The organism is Sphingomonas sp. CFBP 8760, from assembly GCF_014841615.1.
Classification (GTDB): domain Bacteria; phylum Pseudomonadota; class Alphaproteobacteria; order Sphingomonadales; family Sphingomonadaceae; genus Sphingomonas.
On sequence record NZ_JACYUG010000005.1, the window covers coordinates 221089 to 239708 of the forward strand.

Annotated in this window: 13 protein-coding genes and 1 pseudogene; 9 read left to right on the forward strand and 5 right to left on the reverse strand. The window is 61.5% G+C overall.

Annotation, left to right across the window (positions count from 1 at the left end):
* The first annotated feature begins 372 nt into the window (after positions 1-372).
* The 3 genes from IFT82_RS08985 to IFT82_RS08995 all read left to right on the forward strand — a co-directional run bounded on the left by IFT82_RS08985 (position 373) and on the right by IFT82_RS08995 (position 3417).
* Positions 373-948, forward strand: a complete 576-nt coding sequence (locus tag IFT82_RS08985; RefSeq protein WP_192125959.1) for an opacity protein — start codon at positions 373-375, stop codon at positions 946-948.
* A gap of 431 nt (positions 949-1379) precedes the next feature.
* Entirely contained in the window at positions 1380-2066 is a 687-nt protein-coding gene (locus IFT82_RS08990; protein ID WP_342355077.1) for a hypothetical protein, read from the forward strand.
* A gap of 277 nt (positions 2067-2343) precedes the next feature.
* On the forward strand, positions 2344-3417 hold the full coding sequence (locus tag IFT82_RS08995; protein WP_192125961.1) for an endonuclease/exonuclease/phosphatase family protein: 1074 nt from the start codon (positions 2344-2346) through the stop codon (positions 3415-3417).
* 573 nt (positions 3418-3990) lie between these two features.
* Here IFT82_RS08995 and IFT82_RS21315 read toward each other — a convergent pair.
* Together IFT82_RS21315 and IFT82_RS09005 are read right to left on the reverse strand one after the other, a co-directional pair.
* The gene (locus IFT82_RS21315; protein WP_207105768.1) at positions 3991-5241 is read right to left on the reverse strand and encodes an ATP-binding protein; all 1251 of its coding nucleotides are present in this window, start codon (positions 5239-5241) and stop codon (positions 3991-3993) included.
* Positions 5242-5327: 86 nt separating this feature from the next.
* A complete protein-coding gene (locus IFT82_RS09005) occupies positions 5328-6005 on the reverse strand; it encodes a response regulator (RefSeq protein WP_192125963.1) in 678 nt (225 codons plus the stop codon).
* 313 nt (positions 6006-6318) lie between these two features.
* Here IFT82_RS09005 and IFT82_RS09010 point away from each other — a divergent pair, with 313 nt between their 5' ends.
* The 6 genes and pseudogenes from IFT82_RS09010 (at position 6319) to IFT82_RS09035 (ending at position 13020) form a co-directional block, all read left to right on the forward strand.
* A complete protein-coding gene (locus IFT82_RS09010; protein WP_446740950.1) occupies positions 6319-7359 on the forward strand; it encodes a glycosyltransferase family 4 protein in 1041 nt (346 codons plus the stop codon).
* Between the two features lie 83 nt (positions 7360-7442).
* Positions 7443-8060: a hypothetical protein gene (locus tag IFT82_RS09015; RefSeq protein ID WP_244646616.1), complete on the forward strand. Its 618-nt coding sequence runs from the start codon at positions 7443-7445 to the stop codon at positions 8058-8060.
* A gap of 113 nt (positions 8061-8173) precedes the next feature.
* On the forward strand, positions 8174-9091 hold the full coding sequence (locus IFT82_RS09020) for a lysylphosphatidylglycerol synthase domain-containing protein (protein ID WP_207105769.1): 918 nt from the start codon (positions 8174-8176) through the stop codon (positions 9089-9091).
* A gap of 147 nt (positions 9092-9238) precedes the next feature.
* Positions 9239-9468, forward strand: a pseudogene (locus tag IFT82_RS20850) (DUF6504 family protein); the annotation flags it as partial.
* Complete coding sequence (locus tag IFT82_RS09030; protein ID WP_192125966.1) at positions 9465-12728, forward strand: error-prone DNA polymerase; 3264 nt, start codon at positions 9465-9467, stop codon at positions 12726-12728. The pseudogene IFT82_RS20850 and the gene IFT82_RS09030, both read left to right, overlap by 4 nt.
* A 34-nt stretch (positions 12729-12762) precedes the next feature.
* Entirely contained in the window at positions 12763-13020 is a 258-nt protein-coding gene (locus IFT82_RS09035; RefSeq protein ID WP_342355078.1) for a hypothetical protein, read from the forward strand.
* A 364-nt stretch (positions 13021-13384) separates the two neighbouring features.
* Here IFT82_RS09035 and IFT82_RS09040 read toward each other — a convergent pair whose 3' ends face one another.
* The 3 genes from IFT82_RS09040 to IFT82_RS09050 form a co-directional block, all read right to left on the reverse strand.
* Positions 13385-14359 (reverse strand): acyltransferase family protein, encoded by a 975-nt coding sequence (locus tag IFT82_RS09040; RefSeq protein ID WP_192125968.1) that lies wholly within the window; start codon positions 14357-14359, stop codon positions 13385-13387.
* Between the two features lie 894 nt (positions 14360-15253).
* A complete protein-coding gene (locus tag IFT82_RS09045; RefSeq protein WP_192125969.1) occupies positions 15254-15592 on the reverse strand; it encodes a hypothetical protein in 339 nt (112 codons plus the stop codon).
* Positions 15593-15825: 233 nt separating this feature from the next.
* Positions 15826-18609: a conjugal transfer protein TraG N-terminal domain-containing protein gene (locus IFT82_RS09050; RefSeq protein ID WP_192125970.1), complete on the reverse strand. Its 2784-nt coding sequence runs from the start codon at positions 18607-18609 to the stop codon at positions 15826-15828.
* Positions 18610-18620: the final 11 nt, after the last annotated feature.

Consider the following 18620-nt stretch of genomic DNA (forward strand, 5'->3'; position numbering starts at 1 on the left):
CCAGCGCGAGCAAGACCCAGACCCGGACGTTCACGCCCCCTCTCCCGCATCGCAACTTCAGACATTCATTCACATCGATATTTGACGGTTACACGCGACCAGAATCGGTCGGCTGGACGGCTTGAAATGGTGGCAAACGAAAGGTTTGCTTTCGAGGGGGGCAAGCTGGGCTGACCGCATCGTCGATAACCTCAATGGATGGCTAGACCCCGCCTCTTACCGTCAAACGGGCTGGGCAGAGGCCTGAGTGTCGGTGGCCTTAGGGGCACAGTTTGTCGCATTTATGCTATGTTCATGAAACACTTAGCTGCAAAAGGCATTTGCCTTTTGACCCACGCCGCAACGATGGCGGGTCGCTTAAAGGATACAAGTATGAACAAGTTGCTGGTCGCGGCATTTGCCGTTGCGTCTCTGATTCCCACGGTCGCGTCTGCACAGGATACGACGGCCGATGGCTCACGCAAGTTCGGGATCGATCCCTATGTCGGCTTGATGGGAGGCTATGAAGGTTTCGAAAGCAATCCGGGTGGCGGCATTCCCTCGTCGGTCCGTGGCGACCGCCTCAAGGGCGGCCTGGTTGAAGGTGTCGCCGGCGTCAACATCCCGATCGGTGCGTTTTTCGTTGGCGCTGAAGGTCATGCCGCCAAGGGTTTCACAGGCGACATCGACTGGGAATATGGGGTCCATGGTCGCGCAGGCGTCCGCGCCGGTGAGACCGGGCTGTTCTATGGCAAGGTCGGATATCGCTGGGTCAATTTCGATCGCTATGGCACCGACAGTCGTGACTTTGGCCGTATCTCGTACGGTATCGGCGGTGAGTTTGGCCCCAAGGCCATTGGCCTCGACGGTCTGGTAAAGAAAGAGGGCGTTCGCTTTCGTACTGAAATCACTACCACTGGCGACTTCAACACGGTGCGACCGATGTTTGGCGTAATTGGTCATTTCTAAGTAAGCATGAGCAGTCAAGCCTCGCGCCACGATGCGAGGCCTGACTGCTTTTCAGACACCAGTGAATACGACAGACATGCTGATGCCCACGGCATGCGTCAAATGCGTCAAATGCGTTGAAAATCGTGAAAGGGCTATCAGGCTGATCCTCATTCCCCATCAGCGGCGGCAAGTCTGCCCGGTGGGCTATATGATCATCTTAGCTGACCGAGCCGAGGAATATCCCGATCGGCACCTCATAATGTAAGGTGTGTGTAAGCAAAGTCAGGTCAACTGCCTTGGTGGCAGTTGGATGAGTGCATTGCTGGAAGATGAATCATCCAAGCCGATCATCAGAATAAGTATGATAGTAAATGGATCTAGCCAGTCCTGGCTCCGCCACTTTCATCCTTGATGGGACGCAATGCCAAGCAAACGGAGGCTTGACTATCGTGCGTACGAACGTGTCTTTGCTAATAGCGGTATATTTTTTAATATTTACGACACCCGCATCTGCTCAGTTTTACATCAAGGAATATAACTATGCTGGTGATCCAGTGAGCGGGATCGAACCGGACATCATGCAGCAACTGCCTGGAGCTTTCGACGCGGAGATGGCGGCGGGCATGGTCTGGACATTGAGAGCCGCGCTTAACGTGGCGGCGCTCCAGTGCCAATTCGAGCCAATGCTTCTTACACAGGGGACGTATAATGCATTGCTCGTAGATCACGGCGAGGAATTGAAATCCTCATGGTTAGCACTCGATCGGTACTTCACCCGCCAAAACAAGACGACCAGAGCCGGCCAGAACGCCTTGGATCAGTATGGAACGCGCACATATTCCGGTTTTGCGACCGTTGCATCGCAGCTTGGTTTTTGCCGGACCGCGGCAGCCGTTGGACGCGACGTCATATTCAGCTCCAGAGGAAGCCTCGCAACGATCGCTCGAATGCGATTGCGTGAGCTGCGCAACAGTCTCACGCCTTACGGCGAACAGCAATTCCCAAGGTATCTGCAACCCTCACCCGCGCCGCTGCCGACATTCGATCAAGTGTGTTGGAACAGGAAAGGCGAATGGCAGACGCGAAAGTGTGGGTCCAGCACGCTATCGATCGGAACAAGCCTGGCGGCTCGCTAGGCCGATGTATGCCTTGGACACACGAAAGCAGTGGATGTGAACGGGGTGTCGAAGCCGGGCACGTTCTATCATACGCAGATCGCTAAAGAGGGTAGTGGCCCGTGTACGCGGATCGACGATCCTCGGTACTACAATACCGGACGATGTTCAGCACTGGGACCTTCGCTTGCATTTCCGCCTTCTTCTTTGCAGATGCAGGCTTCTAATGCTGTTTCCCAACCGCCGCGACATCCATCGACCTGCACGGTCCGCAATGCGGCCTTGGTCCCTGATCTGCATGCTGACCTTCACGACTGGATGCGTCGCGCTACCCGCCCCCCTCTTGCGTAACTGCCCGCCACCGGGGCACAGCAAGGTCCTCAAGTCGGCAGACGGTGCCCGTGCCAGCACCACCCTCGACGTCCTGACTTACAACATTGAAGGTCTCGCATGGCCTGCGCGAGGAAGGCGTGGTGGGGCGCTGAGAAGAATCAACGCGACGCTAAAAAACATGAGGGAACATGGCACTGCGCCGGACGTGGTCATGGTGCAGGAGATGTTCAGTAGGTCTGCAGTGCGTGCCGTTCGGGACTTGGGCTATCTGAACATGGTATCTGGACCGTCGCGCACCCAGGGCGGAACCCTTCCCGACGACGAGAGGATGCCGCCCCCCTTCAGGTGGAGCAAGGGCGAGATCGGCGTTCACCTCGTCAATTCTGGCCTGGCCATTCTTAGCCGCTACCCGATTGTCCAGGTGCGCTCCGAACCTTTTGGGAAGCACCGCTGTGCCGGTCTCGACTGCTTAAGCAACAAGGGCATACTATACGCCCGGATAGCCATCCCTGGCGTTCCGGGCACGATCAACCTGTTCAACACCCACCTCAACTCGCAGGCGTCGTCTCGGGTATCTCCACGACGCCATGCTCGCGCCCATCGACTGCAGGTCGATGCACTCGGGGCGTTCATCACTGCCGTGGGGGACCGGAACATCCCCACGGTCGTCGGCGGCGACTTCAATATGAAGGCTTCGACCATACGCTTCGAGCGGTTTCGCAACGTCACGGAGCCGTTCGCGATCGTGCAGCGATACTGCACCGACAATCCGCTTCCATGTGACGTCAGGCAGTCGTGGGACGGCGACGAGCCGTGGATGGATACGCAGGATTTGCAGCTCTTCGAAAGCGGCTCCGAGGTTCAGATTCATCCGATACGGATCGAGGCCATGTTCGATGGCTCGGCCGATAGTCCGAGGCTGTCGGATCATGACGGCGTCCGGGTTACGTATCAGCTGACGTGGTCAACTAAGCCCATGTTGGAAGGCGCCGGAGGTCAGTCCATGCCGATCTGCTCGAATATAGCATCGACACGATGACTGTCAGGAAAAATATTGCCATCTCAGGATAGCTTTGATCGTATCCGTAATCCGGGTATTACGTGTATTTTCGAAACTTCATGCAAAACAGGTAATTTTTAATGAATTAATTGGCCAGATTCCCCGTCGGCGCTGGTATTAACAGCCACTTCTTGGTTACATAAGATACCCTTATCATATTCTTCAAAACTATTATCAGATATTCGCCACTCCGCAGGCATACACACCGCGTTTTTAAAGATAGTATTTCATCGAATGACGAATTTTGCTGCAGACGTTTAAATCAGAATTATATCAAAATAGGTGAAGTATTTTTGAAACGTCGCATACTTACGATCAAGATAAAGTTTATTTTATCGCGTACAACCTGCAGTGACTCGATGATTATTTATTTATACTGAATATACGGTCGCTCCATAACTTACATCTCGCCAAAATGGGCAGTAACAGCAGCCTGTGCCCTGCCTCACGTCAAATACGGCGGTTTAGAATCCTGGGTATCAGCTCCCAAGGCGTAAATGCGTGGGGAATTATGAGATCTGGACCATGGCGGCGTCACGCCCCCTCCCCCGTTCACGTAGCGAAAAACCTGAGCGTGAAAACCGTGAGCCCTGGCCGCGACATCAGCACCACGTTGCCACCATGTGCCAGTGCAACCCGCTGGACGATCGCCAGCCCCAATCCGGAATTCGCCGCGGCCGTTCGGTCGCGCCGCCAGAACCGGTGAAACACCAGTTCCTGATCGCTCGGGGCGATACCCGGCCCATCGTCGGCGACCGAGATTACCCCGGCCTCGCGGACGTCGACGACGACGTGGCAGCCGCGCGGCGTATGCTTGACGGCGTTCTCCAGAAGTGCCCCCAGTGCGCGTTCGATGAACTGCTGCTGCCCGTCGACGATGTTGGCACCGTCCTCGCGCATCTCCAGAGTCTTGCCCTGCCGGAAGGCAAGCGGCGCAATCGTCGCGACGGCGTGCTGCGCGGTCGCCGACAGATCGACTGGCGCCATTGCCAGTTGGCCGATCGAATCCAGTTCGGCGATGTCGAGTAGATGTCCCACGGTGCTTGCCAACGCGTCCAGATCCGCGATCAGCGCGGCCCTCAGCGCCGGGTCTTCGACCTGGGCGGCACGAACTCGCGCGACGGTGATCGGGGTACGCAGCTCATGCGCGGCGTCGGCGGTGAAATCGCGCGTCATGCGCAAACTGGTGGTGAGCCGGTCGAGCGCGCTGTTGACTGCGTCGGCCAGCGGCCGGACCTCAGTGGGAATGGCTGGATCGGTCAGGCGCAGATCGGGCCGCGACGCATCAATGGTTCGCACCAGCGCCGAGGCGCGCCGGACCGGACGAAGTGCGCGGCGCACGATCAGCGCATCGATGCCCAGCAGCAGTAGCAGCAGCGGCGATACGACCGAGAAACCATGCAGCAGGAACTGGCGGACGACGTCGTCTATGACGTTGGCGGGGTGGTCCAGGTTCTGGATCGCCACGATCCACAGGCGCCGGCCGGCGACGACGACCGGGACACTGAGTCCGGCATAGAAGCTCTGCCGCGACCGCCGGGTGAAGTACGTCTCGTCGTCCCGCCGGGGAATGCGCGGAGCGGCGAGTGGGGCGGGCGTAACCATGCCATCGGTGAGCACCCGCCGCTCATCGAGCACCATCACGGTCATCCCCGCCGCCAGCGGAGGGCGCCGGGCGTCGTATGCGGCGATGTCGACCGTGCCGCCGGGCCGCACGACGATGGCGCTGCGTACAGCCAGCACCTGTGCGCGGAGCGTCTGTCGCTCAAGATGATCGACGGTGGCGTCCAGGAACACGTACACGCTCGCCGAGACCGCCAACGCTGTCACGACCACCGCAATGCCATGCCACCACAGGATACGTGCGAGTAGCGAACGTGGCAGGCGTATCACGGCGCAGCTTCGATCATCATGTAGCCGACGCCCCGAACCGTCACGATCTGCGCAGTGGCGCCCGCGTCGGTCAGTCGACGCCGCAAGCGATGAACGTACACCTCGACGGCGTTCGATCCCAGCTCGTCATCCATTCCGAACAGCTGTGCCTCCAGGCGGCCCTTGGCAACGACGCGCTCGTGCCGTTGGATCAGCGCCTCCAGTACGCCCAGCTCGCGCGCGCTCAGGATCGTCGGCAGGCCCGCAACGCGGATGTCGCGGGTCACAGGATCATAGACGACGTTGCCGCACGCCAGTTCCCGGTCCACCACCATGCCCGAACGCCGCAGCAACGCCTGAATGCGCGCAATCAGTTCCTCTGGGGCGAAGGGCTTCATCAGATAGTCGTCACCGCCTGCCGCCAGTCCTGCGACCCGGTCGGCGACGCTGCCCCGCGCGGTCAGCAGGATCACGGGGGTGGTGTCGCCGACATCGCGCATCCGCCGCGCCACGGTCCGTCCGTCGCCATCCGGCAGGCCGATGTCCAGCACCACGGCAGCGTAGTGTCCCATCCCCAGCATCAGCAGTGCATCCTCTACGGTGCCGGCATGATCGACCGGGAAGCCGGCGGCGTCGAACTGCCGACGCAACACGTCGACGAGGTCGATACTGTCCTCGACGATCAACAACCGCATGGAAAGACGCCTCTGCTCCCTGACCCGCCGGATGGCCGTAAGGTGTGTGTAAGCCGCCCCGCCTAGCCGCTTTTGCACGCTCCTGCACCGGTGTTCGCCGGGATGCGGGCACCCGAGCGATGGAAACGCCTGTTCATGACGACTGCCGCCCTTCGCGCACCCGTGCGCCTTCCCCCCCTCGTCGGATGTCGCCAGCCGGCCGCGACGACCGCTTCGCATCGCGCTGTTTTCAGGCAACTACAATTATGTCCGCGACGGCGCCAACCGTGCACTCAACCATCTGGTAGGTGATCTAGAACAGCGCGGCGCAGAGGTGCGGGTCTATTCACCGACCACGCGCACGCCGGCCTTCGCGCCAACCGGCACGTTGGTGTCGGTGCCCTCGATCCGCCTACCAGGGCGCGGCGAATACCGGCTCGGGCTGGGCCTACCGGACGGGGTCCGCGCCGACATCCGTCGTTTCGCTCCGGACCTCATCCACGTCTCCGCCCCCGACTGGACCGGGGTAGCCGCGCAGAAGCTGGCCCGGTCGCTGGGCGTGCCACTGGTCGCCAGCCTGCACACGCGGTTCGAGACCTATGCCGACTTCTACGGTGCCGCGCTGGTCCGTCCCGCACTGGAGCGGCACCTGCACCGCTTCTACGATCGGAACGACCGCATCCTGGTGCCGACGCGGCCGATCCTCGACGAATTCGCCGGCCATGGCCACGGCGCAGCGGTGCGGCTCTGGAGCCGCGGCATCGATCGCGTCCGGTTCGATCCGGCGCGGCGCGACATGGCATGGCGGCGATCGATCGGTATCGCCGACGATAGCTGCGTGGTGCTGTTCTTCGGTCGCCTGGTGCGGGAAAAGGGGCTCGCCGAATATGCTGAGGTCATCGACCGGCTGACGGCGGCGGGGTTGCCCGTCCGCCCGGTCGTCGTCGGCGACGGGCCCGAACGGGCATGGTTGCGCCGTCGACTGCCAGCGGCTCTCGCCTTGGGGCATCTGGACGGCGCGGACCTGGGGCGGGCGATCGCCAGTGCCGACATCTTCCTCAACCCCAGCGTCACCGAGGCATTCGGCAACGTGACGCTGGAGGCGATGGCGAGCGGCCTGCCGACGGTCAGCGTCGACGTCGCCAGCGCGCGCGCGCTGCTAAGTGAGGCGGCGGGCGTCTATTATGACGGTGGCGATCCCGACGGCGCTGCACAGGCGATCGCTCGCCTGATCATGTTTCCCGAGCGGAGGCACCTGATCGGCCGCCGCGCCCGGCAGGCCAGCGCCGACTATAGCTGGGCGCGGGCGTCGGCGATGGTGTGGGACACCTATCGCGACGTGCTGGACGCATACGCCATGGGCGGTGATCGGTGATGCGTCGGTCGCTGTACGCGCCGCTTCTCCTGCTCGCATCCGTTCCGGCAGGAGCGCAGGAGGCGCCTGAAATCGCCGAGCCCATGGTCTTCGATCTGGTGCGCCCGCTGGGCGCGCGGCGCGGCGAACTGGAGGTGAACGCATTGGCGCAGCGCAACCTGTCTGGTCCAGATCGCAGCGTCGAATGGGCACCCGAGATCGAATATGCCGTTGCCGACGGCTTTGCAGTTGAGCTCGAACTGCCGCTGGAGAACCGCCGAGTCACCGACTACAAGCTCGGGGTGCAGGGCACCTTCGGCGTGTTCAACCGGGGCCGCGCCATCCACGGCGTGCAGTATCTCGGGCTATGGAACCGCGAGCGACGACGCTGGGACAGTTCGTTGCTGTACGTGATCGGTAACCGCTTCGACGACCGGGCCAGCACGCTGACCATGATCGGCGTAGGCGAGGTCGGCGCGGGCGGACGCGAAACCCGCGCGCTGCTCGTCAACCATACCAGCTTCTACGACGTGGCGGCGACCACCACCGTTGGCGTGGAGGTCAACATGCGCCTCGGTCGCGAGCGGTCGACCCTCATCATGCCGCAGGTCCAGCAGGATATCGGCCACAGCTTCCAGTTGCAGATGGGCCTCGGTGCCGTGCGCCACGACGGCGACGCTTGGCGCCCCCGGCCCGGCATCCGCCTGATCCGCCAGTTGTGAAGGACCATGCCCTGATCGATCGCGAGCTACCACCCCAACTCCCGCTACGTACCACCCGCATCGGTAGACTGGGGGCATCACAGCGTACGCGCACTGCGGGGGTGGCGGTGCTGATGCTCGTCGTCGTGCTGATCGGTATCGGCGCGCTCAGCCAGATCCTGTCGGGGTTGAGCCTGACCGACATCCGGGCAGAGCTGATCCGCATCCCGACACCGCGGATTGCACTGTCAGCCGGATTGACGATCGTCAGCTATGTCGTCCTGACTGGCTACGACGTCATGTCCCTGCGGATCATCGGCCGTCGCGTGGCATACCGCACTGCCGCGCTGGCATCGTTCACCAGTTACGTCTTCAGTCATAACTTCGGCTTCGCGCTCATCACTGGAGGCGTGGCCCGTCTGCGCATCTATCGGCGCAAGGGGCTGACGCCAGGTGAAGTCATGCAGATCATGATCATGACCGGCATGACCTTCTGGATGGGCGTGCTCCTACTGCTGGGCATTGGGTTCGTCGCCATACCGGACGCTCTGGCGGTGGGTGGATGGCAAGCCAGCCACTCCTTGCAGGCGGGATCAGGAATGATGATCCTCATCTTCCTCGCCGGCTATGTCACCATTCTCCACCGCCGTGCCGGTCAGGCGCTGCAGCTGTTCGGATGGACGCTGGTCCTGCCCGCACCTCGTACCGCAGCGGTTCAATTCCTGCTCGCTGCACTTGATCTGATGCTGGCGACAGCGGCGCTGTTCGTACTGGTGCCCGGTTTGCCCATCACGGTGTTTCCAGCGATGCTGATCGGCTATCTGCTGGCATTCCTGTCCGGACTGCTCGCTCACGCGCCGGGCGGCGTCGGCGTCTTCGAGGCGGTCATGCTGCTCGCACTACCGGATGTTGATCGATCAGCGCTATTCGCAGCGCTGCTCATGTTCCGCCTGATCTATTACCTGATCCCACTGGCGATCGGCATTCTTCTGTTCGCCGCGCACCAGTTGTCCGGCCGGCGGCACCCCGTGAACGTGGCATCCGGCAACTGACGCCAATCCGGGAGGTGGGCTGGTCATGCTGACGGGGATCTACGGGAGGTATCAACCGACCATCGGCGTACGTGAGATCGTCTCTGACCTACCGTCGTTCGTCAGTGACCCCAAGACATCCGTTACCCAGCTCAGAGCCCGACTCANCCCCGCGACGCTTCGAATGGCGTGGACGTACCTACAAGGTCGTCGCCGGCGACGGACCCGAGCGCGTCCACGGCGAATGGTGGCGCCGCGATGCGGAAGTGTGGGCGGTGCGCGACTATTACCGGGTCGAGGACGAGGAAGGCGGTCGCTTCTGGGTGTTCCGCCGCGGCGACGGCTTTGAGGACGACACCGGCGACCTGTCCTGGTGGATGCACGGGGTCTTTGGATGACCCACTATGTCGAGCTGCAGGTGCTGACGCACTTCTCACTCCTGCGCGGCGCCTCCAGCCCGGACGAACTGTTCGCGGCTGCTGCATTGCTGGGTTATCCGGCGATCGGGGTCAGCGACATTGGCACCGTCGCCGGCGTCGTGCGGGCATGGGAGGCACAGAAGGCGACCGGCGTCCGCTCGATCGCCGGCACCCGCGTCGACTTGTCCTGCGGACGGCGGCTCTTGCTCTATCCGACCGATCGTCCCGCGTGGTCGCGGATCACGCGACTGCTGACGCTCGGCAAGAAGCGGGCCGGGAAGGGCGGGTGCCTGCTGCACTGGCACGACCTTGAGCCATGGTCGGATGGGATCATCGCTATCCTGTTGCCGCATGAGGCGGACGAGGAGAACCTTGCTGCGCTCAAGGACCTGAAGGCGATCTACGGGAGACGGGGCTACATGGCGCTGTTCCAGCGCCGCAGGCCCGGGGACACGGTGCGCATCGATGCGCTGGCGCGGCAAGCGGGTGGGGCGGCCGTGCGCGCCGTCGTCACCGGCGACGTGCTCTACCATGCGCCAGAGGCACGGCTGCTGCAGGACGTGGTGACCGCGGTGCGTGAGAAATGCACGGTCGACGAGCTTGGCTACCGCCGCGAGGTCAACGCCGACCGTGCGCTGAAATCGCCTGACGAGATGGTCCGCCGCTTCCGCGCCTATCCAGACGCGCTGCAGGCGAGCGTCGATATCGCGCGCATCTCCACCTTCGATCTTGGCGAGCTGCAGTACCAGTATCCGCACGAGGAGTTGATCGATGGCCTGAGTGCACAAGGTGCGCTCGAACGTCTGGCGACCGAAGCGGTCGACCGTATGTTCGATGGCGAGGTGCCGCAGAACTATACCGACCAGATCAGCCACGAGATGCGGCTGATCGGTGAGCTTGGCTACGCGCCCTACTTCCTCACCGTCTACGCGATCGTGCGCGAAGCCCGCCGGCGCGGCATCCTCTGCCAGGGCCGCGGTTCAGCCGCCAATAGCTGCGTCTGTTTCGTGCTCGGCGTCACCAGCATCGATCCGATCAAGCACGAGCTGCTGTTCGAGCGCTTCGTCTCGGGTGAACGCCGTGAGCCGCCGGATATCGACGTCGACTTCGAGCATGAGCGCCGCGAGGAGATCATCCAGTGGATCTACGAGACCTATGGCCGTGATCGTGCCGCGCTGACCGCGGTCGTCCAGCGCTACCGCGCCCGCGGTGCCGTCCGCGACGTCGGCAAGGCGCTTGGACTGCCGGAGGATCTGACGTCATCGCTGGCGGGGTTGGTGTGGGGCTGGTCAGCCGACGGGGTTGGCGAAAAGCAGGTTGAAGAACTCAATCTCGACATCGGCGATCGCCGCTTGCGCCTGACGCTGGAACTGGCCCGCAAGCTGATCGGCGTGCCGCGTCACATGAGCCAGCACCCGGGCGGCTTCGTCCTGACCCACGACCGCCTCGATGACCTGGTGCCGATTGAGCCCGCCGCGATGGCGGATCGGCAGATCATCGAATGGGACAAGGACGACATCGATTCATTGAAATTCATGAAGGTCGATATTCTCGGGCTCGGCATGCTCGGCTGCATGAACCGAGCCTTCAATATGCTCGAAGCGGACAAGGGGGTGCGGGTCGGGCTTGCCGATCTGCAGGACGATGACCCCGACGTCTACGCGATGATCCAGAAGGCGGACACGCTCGGCACCTTTCAGATCGAGAGTCGGGCACAGATGGCGATGCTGCCACGGATGAAGCCACGGCGCTTCTACGACCTGGTCATCCAGGTCGCGATCGTGCGGCCGGGGCCGATCCAGGGCGACATGGTCCACCCGTATCTGCGCCGACGCGAGGGTCTTGAACGGCCGGAATATCCCCGGCCGGAACTGCGCGCGGTGCTGGAGAAGACGCTCGGCGTGCCCCTGTTCCAGGAACAGGCGATGAAGGTCGCGATCGTCGGCGCCGGCTTTACCCCCGCCGAGGCGGACCAGCTGCGCCGCGCGATGGCGACCTTCAAGGTCACCGGCGGTGTGTCGCATTTCTCGGAGAAGCTGGTCGAGGGCATGGTCGCGCGCGGCTACCCCCGCGATTTCGCCGAGCGCACCTTCCGCCAGCTCGAAGGCTTCGGCAGCTATGGCTTTCCAGAGAGCCACGCCGCCTCGTTCGCCAAGATCTCCTACGCGTCGTCGTGGATGAAGCATCACCATCCGGACGTGTTCTGCGCCTCGCTGCTCAACGCCTATCCGATGGGGTTCTATGCGCCGGCACAGATCGTCAGCGATGCGCGTAACCACGGTGTCGAGGTGCGACCGCCTTGCGTCAATGCCAGCCGCTGGGACTGCACGCTGGAACGCGCCAGCGGCCGCTACCTCGCGGTGCGGCTGGGGCTGCGCCAGATCCGTGGCCTGTCGAACGCGGACGGCGCGAAGATCGTTGGGGCACGGAGCACGACGGCGTTCGAGAGCGTCGAGGACGTGTGGCGGCGATCGGGGGTGCAGCGCGCCGCGATCGAGAAGCTGGCGGATGGCGATGCCTTCCACGGCTTCAGCGTCGACCGCCGGCAGGGGCTGTGGAAGGTGAGGGGGCTCGGTGAGGCACCACTGCCCTTGTTCGCTGCGGCCGATCGCTCGGCCGAGACCTTCAGCGCCGAAGGTGGCGAGCCGGAGGTAGCACTGCGGCCGCTGACCGACGGCCGCGAGGTGATAGAAGACTACCGGGCGCTGCAGCTGTCACTCCGCGCCCACCCGCTGACCTTCGTGCGCGACGAGCTGACCAGGCGTGGCGTCACCAAGTGCGCTGACCTCGCCACCATCCGCGACGGCCGCTACGTCGAGGTCGCCGGCATCGTTCTGGTTCGCCAAAAGCCAGGATCGGCCAAGGGGGTGCTGTTCATCACCATCGAGGACGAGACCGGCATCGCCAACGGCATCCTGTGGCCGGATCGCTTCGAGGCGCAGCGCCGCACGATCATGTCCGCCTCGATGGTCGGCATGAAGGGACAGGTTCAGAAGGAAGGCGAGATCATCCATGTGATCTGCAACCGGATCATCGACCATGGCGACCTCCTGCACCGCGTCGGTGATATGTCGTTCCCGCACAAGACCGGCCGCGGCGACGCCGGCCAGCATCCCGGCTCACCCGATCGCGGCGACAAGGGCTGGCAGCCCGAACCGCGCAACCAGTATTGGCCGCCCCACGCCGACGGCATGGATCCAGAGGAGGTCGTGCGCTTCAAGTCGCACGACTTCCATTGAGACCGTGTCGAAGCTGCCAAGGCATCAGCGCGTCGTGATCGCGCTGTCGGTGCATATCCTGCGCTGCGGCGTAGCGCGCTGTGCCGAGGCCCGCGTCGACGTTCCCGAGATCCGCTTGGCGCTTCGTTGCCTGCTGCCGCATTGCCCGGAAAAATGGCCACTGGCGCTCTACTGGGATTCCGGATCGCAAACCAATGACATAGGAAGAGCCCAGGGCGTAACTGCGGCTTTCAATGGGATCGTGCGTCAGCTACGCCGGGCGGGCTGCTACGAGGAGGTGACGCCATCGTGATCGACAGCGAGCGCTAGATGCCGGCATCGAACCAGTCGAAGTTCACCACGCTTGCTGAATGGGCCACTGCCCGTGAAGACATGCGGATCGTGTGCGCGTGCGGACGTACGATCAATCTCCCGGGGGGTAAGATCGTCGAGCGTTTCAAGTCTGACGGACCGATCCTGGAGGCGCTTACCCGGCTGCGCTGTGGAAGCTGCGGACGTCGTGGACACGCCACGGTGACGCCTGTTTCTTTTTTGAAGCTATAGATCGACGGCCGAAGAGGGTGGGACCGTCGCACCATTTTTGGTCCCAGTCTCATCCTCTTTGGCCGTTGGCAGGGCGTCATTCAGCCGTCGTGAACGACAAGAACTGGTGTCTTTCAGAAAGTCCGCTTGCGAAGCGAAATCTTTGAGGAGACAAGCCGGACTGTCGTTCCAAACCTACCGCGGAGTAGCGGACGTTCGATAACAATATGATAGACGAGGCCTGCGATGATGCCGGCGGCGATGCTCCCGGTCATCATCAAGGGCCAACCCGAAACCAGTCTCGCCACCGTCGAGATGGCAATGACGTGAACGAGATAGATCGAGTAGGATGCCGCGCCGAGGAAAAGAACGTAGCGCGGTATGATCAGCGTTCCGGTTCGCTCCCATTGAGCAACCGGCACGATAGTGAAAGCGATGGCGAGACCGACCAAGACTGACATGTCGTTTTTTGCCCCGAGACCAATCCAAACAAGAAACGGCACAGAGGCCAGGCCGTACCAGCGTGGACTGCCCCAGCCGCGTTGAAATGCGGCAGCGGCTGCGACCCCCATCAGGAATTCCAAGTTGATGAGCGCCAGAGGCAGGAACGCCACTCCCGCTATCGCTGCGGCCACGATGAGGATTGCCCACAACATGAGCCCGACGGCAAGACGACCGGAAAAGTAGGCGGCCGCGAACACGGCATAGAAGACGATCTCGTGCTGCAGTGTCCATGCTACGGCGAGAGCGGGGTTACCGACAGGGGCTAGGGTTATGGTTGGAAGCCAGGACCAACTGTTCATGTTTAACCCGATCGACGCGAGAAACAGCGCCATGGCGATGCCGACCGGTAGATAGGGCAGGTAGAGACGACGCACCCTGGCACGGAGGAAGGATCCAAGCGAGTTTCCGGGCACGGAATGACAAATGATAAAGCCAGACAGGACGAAGAAGAAATCCACTCCTAGGTCGCCGTGCAGAAAAAGGGACGACCCTGGAAACGGCCCCGCGACCCCGACTGTCATCTGCGTCGCATGATAGATGACGACGACAATCGCAGCGATTGCACGACCGACTTGCAGAGTAGCAATTTGATATGGGCGCGGCATAGGGTTCGTTCCTAGCCTGCCATCCTGATCAGTGCGACGTCTGCTTCTTGGCAGAGATGGGGCTGGCCGGATGTCCGCCACTGGGCGACTAACGACTGACCGCTTTGGGTCGATGCCAATCGATAGCTCGAATGTCGCGACGTGGTGGAAAGCTGTAAACCGCACGTAAGGATTGCAAAATCGATCAAGCAATATCAACGAGATAGCATGTAAGCGTTGCAAAATAATCCAAATGTTTGCAGCGCCCGCATGCGGGTTAAAAGCGCCCAATCCCCGAAAAGCACTTGGCTTTGCAAATCTTAGATGCGCTTTGCAGCGCTTAGGTTCGCATTTGCAGTCCTTACGAGCGGTTATACCAGCAGGTCGCCGGAAATCCCAATGACGTGTTGCGTTAGAAGCTAAGAACGACGGCCTGGCGGATCATCGGGGTCGGAGGTGGCCGCGTTGCCGAAGGTGGAACACGATAGCCGCTGACTGCGATCGCAGCGCCGGTCCAGCGCAGTGAGGATGCTACCTGCCGGTAACTCACGGGATGAATCCGGTCTCGTGTCGCCACTGATGACAGGTGGACAACGTCGTCGCCGAAAGAGCGAGCTATCGCTACCGCCGCTTCTGCAGCAGCCGCATTATATGGTGCCAACCAGGTCACACGGACCGCAGATAGCCGCTGGCGGAGCGCGACTAGGTTCCGAACGAGCTGTGGATTCTCCGGGTCATTTGAGCCAAGCCCGATGACCGCCCTTTCGACCGGAGCATTACCGCGAAAAGTCCGAAGGGTTTCCGTCGAGGAGGCGCCAACTCGGGCATGCACCGCACACTGTAGCCCCTGCGCGGCGAGCGCGTCAGCTGTCCCGACCGCCGTGCTGTCGCCAAGGATGAGGCACAGGGGCAGCATCAATGGCTGAACACCGCTAGCACGATCGCCAGCGACATGACGAAAAGCGACAGCCAGATCGCGATCTGACCGAAAATGTGAAGGACCAAACCCAACCAGGAGTAGCGCCGGCGTAACAGCACCGCGCTACCAACAGCCACGAAGAACGCGATGGTGGTTGGCATCGTTATCGAAGGCGAGCGCGCTAACGATGCCTCGGCGAGTGGCATCAAGCCGATCGCCATCACCAGCAACCACGAGAAGCCAAAGATGAGGGTTCCAGAAAGGTCGTTCAGCGCCGGCGGGCGATGGTGAGCGACTGAGAAACGCCTTTGATCCCGAGTTGCCAAGATACTCATTTCGCTCTACCTTGTCGAGCGAGGTGCGCCATGCAATTTGATCCAATCAACCCGATGATTTTTGACACGGACGCAATGCCAGGACGTGGTTCAGGATATTGGCATGTGAATCCGTACTCATCGAGCAATGCAAGCGAAAGCACGCCGTCCAGCGGGAAGAGGACCGCTGTCATCTTCCTTATCGCCCTTACAGGCATACTCGCTGGTGGGGCACATATGCTTTTTACCTGACATCAATCGGTTTCTGGGCCCTTAGGGCCGGAAGCTAACGCACGGCGACCTTCGGTTTTCTGTCTACGCTCTTCGTCCAAAAGCTCCCTTGCTCCCGACGAGATGATATCAGATTCCGAACTTGTGTCAGGTTTTCCTGTAGAAACCGGATGCGCGGCTCCGACCGGCGCGCCACCTGAATAATGCCTCGCTATGCTCGCTTCAGAAGCTACGCCGGGAAGCTTCATATTGGCAAGTGCAGGGTTTTCGAGGGCAGATTGAATATCACGTTCAATCGCACCCGACCTTTCCGAAGCCCATTTTCCAATCGCAATGTTACGAGCGTTTTCGCGGGTGCTGTCAAGATTAGTCTCCCAGAGGCCAGGCAGCATGTTGCCACCAGGACTGGCCGCATTTTCCTTATCGTACCAACGAGCAAGGTCCTGACGCAGGTCGGTCGATAGGTTGAAGCCGCTGCTCTCAGAATAGCTTGCGTGCTGCTCAAGCGACTGAGACAACTCTCGGTAGTGCCGAGCCTGTTCGTTGTAGGACTCGATTTTGCTAAGAGACTCCTCAATTGCACGAGTCCTAGCCTCCGAATTGGACGACCGAGCAAAGCTTTCGTTTTGATGGAAGGTTCCATCATTCGTGCTTACTGATCTTCCGGATGCGTGGTCCCTATTCACGCCATCCGTAAGGCTTATGGAATTATCGCGACTTGTATTTGCGCTATCGGTATTGCCTGTAGTATCCGCACGCAAATAGGTCTGACTGTAACCGCCACTGATTTCACCGTTAATACCAAGAAAGCGTGCCGCAGCAGCAAGAGGACCACCGCCCGATCCCTTCTTGTCGGAACTTGCACCAACTCCGACTTTAACACCTCCAGTGATTTGGTCCGACCAATTAGTATTTTTGCCAGTCTCGACGCGATGGCCAGTACCATCCCCGACCGAATGTCGATTTTGAACCCCGTCACTGTCAGCAATCGTTCTCCGGTCGCTAAGCTCAGTATTGCTTCCACCCCGATCGCCGGAACTGGAACTGAATCCAGACGAGCTCTCGTTCGACCAGGAATGACCATTACGCAGGGCGTTCAAATGCGAGACCTCACGGCGGCTAGCCTGCTCGAACCCGTCCGCAACCCGTGCTGCCAAACCAGACTGACGGCTCTCTGTTGCCATGGCCGATTGAATGGCGGAAGTATTGAACGGGATATTCGATATCGCCTTTGACGTGTCATACACGTTTTGCCCGTCACCAAAGTTGTTGCTTGTCGCACCATTACCGTGACGGAAACTGGACGCGATGCCACCGGTCGAGAACGTAGGAGCGTTTTGCCACTGGTCGCTCTGCCGCATGTTGGACGTAGAGCTGGCGAAGCTGGTGTTGCCGTAGCTGTAGTTGCCCGTCGTCTGCTCGGCAGCCGCAGCTTCGGCAGCATTCTGTGCCGGCGAGAGAACCGAGGTCGCCTGCCCGGAGATGCTCATCGCGCCCTTGGCGAGCCCGGCCGCCAGGAACGGCACAGACATCAGCATGAACCCGGCGATCGTCGCGGTCTCCGCGTTGACCGCGCCGATGCCGGCGTAGGTCCCGAGCGACATGCCGCCCTCCGAGACGCCCTGCGCCGCGCCGGTCGCGCGGGTCATGCAAATCATATGGAGGATGACGTAGAGGGGTCCCCAGGCGGCAAGGTAGAAGAAGCCCGTCATGTAGCCCTTGAGGGCGCCGACGCCGGTCTGCGGCATCAGGAACAGCGGGAAGATGACCGGGAACATCGCATAGAAGACGACGGTCAGGACGATGTTGAGGATCGGCACCCAGCTCATCGCCTGCTGCGCGATCGAGTTGTAGGTGTTGCGCGCCTGAATGTCCGCCCTCGTCGTCGCGAACGTATCGATCGAGGCCGCCCCCGGACCACCCGACATGCCGTCACGCGCCATCATGAAGGCGTTGATCGCGGTGTTCTGCCGGACGATCGTCTCGTAATTCGCGCTCGACGCAAGGAAGGCCTGATTGACGATCGGCACATCCGACTGAAGCTTGGCGGACGCAACCGCGGTGGAAAGCTTGGGATAGGTTTCCTTCGCCCAGAGCGGCGTATGCGCCTTTATCATCTCGACCCAGTCCCTGCTTAGTTCGGCGTAGGCCGCCCGGCATGGGATGATCTGCGTATCGGTAGCCGCGCCGCTGCGAACAACCCATGGCTGCGAGCGTGCAGCCGACCCCGGCCCCATCGCTGCCCAAAGGTCCTTGGCGGCCGCAAGATCGGTCATCGACTTCTGGCCGAGCATGATGTCGCCAAAGGTGCAGTTCTTGAAATGCGAGGACAGGTTGGTGGAGAACTCGGCGTCACGGATCTGAAAGTTGCGCGTCGCATCGAGCAGGCGCGCACCATACACCATGCCATTGCTCGAATAGCTGAGCTGGCTCGGCATCGTGAAGACCGTCTCGGCCGTTCGGGTCAGCCAGTCGCCGACCTGACTGGTGAAGCTGGCGATCACGCCGAGCCCCAGCGGCACATTCGCGACGGTCGCCGGCGCGAGCGATGGATTGATCCGGTCGGTGACCTTCACGCTGACGGTCGGCACCATCAGGCACATGTAGATGAGGCTGGAGCCAAGGAACCAGTTCAGCCAGGCACGCACGTTCATGGTGAAGGCGACGGCGAGCAACGCGTAAATCAGGCCGAGGACCATCACGACGCGCAGAAGCGCCCGGTAACCGCCCCCGCCGGTCCACGCGGCAACGGCGTTGAACGTGTTGACGATGTACTCGCCACCGCCAATCGTGAAGACCTCGACCATCGCCAAACGTC

Excerpts from the sequence above, each read along its gene's own strand:
- IFT82_RS08985 (WP_192125959.1), top strand. The coding sequence starts at position 373 with ATGAACAAGTTGCTGGTCGCGGCATTTGCCGTTGCGTCTCTGATTCCC.
- IFT82_RS08995 (WP_192125961.1), top strand. The coding sequence starts at position 2,344 with ATGCTGACCTTCACGACTGGATGCGTCGCGCTACCCGCCCCCCTCTTG.
- IFT82_RS09005 (WP_192125963.1), bottom strand. The coding sequence starts at position 6,005 with ATGCGGTTGTTGATCGTCGAGGACAGTATCGACCTCGTCGACGTGTTG.
- IFT82_RS09015 (WP_244646616.1), top strand. The coding sequence starts at position 7,443 with ATGGTCTTCGATCTGGTGCGCCCGCTGGGCGCGCGGCGCGGCGAACTG.
- IFT82_RS09020 (WP_207105769.1), top strand. The coding sequence starts at position 8,174 with ATGCTCGTCGTCGTGCTGATCGGTATCGGCGCGCTCAGCCAGATCCTG.
- IFT82_RS09030 (WP_192125966.1), top strand. The coding sequence starts at position 9,465 with ATGACCCACTATGTCGAGCTGCAGGTGCTGACGCACTTCTCACTCCTG.
- IFT82_RS09040 (WP_192125968.1), bottom strand. The coding sequence starts at position 14,359 with ATGCCGCGCCCATATCAAATTGCTACTCTGCAAGTCGGTCGTGCAATC.
- IFT82_RS09045 (WP_192125969.1), bottom strand. The coding sequence starts at position 15,592 with ATGAGTATCTTGGCAACTCGGGATCAAAGGCGTTTCTCAGTCGCTCAC.
- IFT82_RS09050 (WP_192125970.1), bottom strand. The coding sequence starts at position 18,609 with ATGGTCGAGGTCTTCACGATTGGCGGTGGCGAGTACATCGTCAACACG.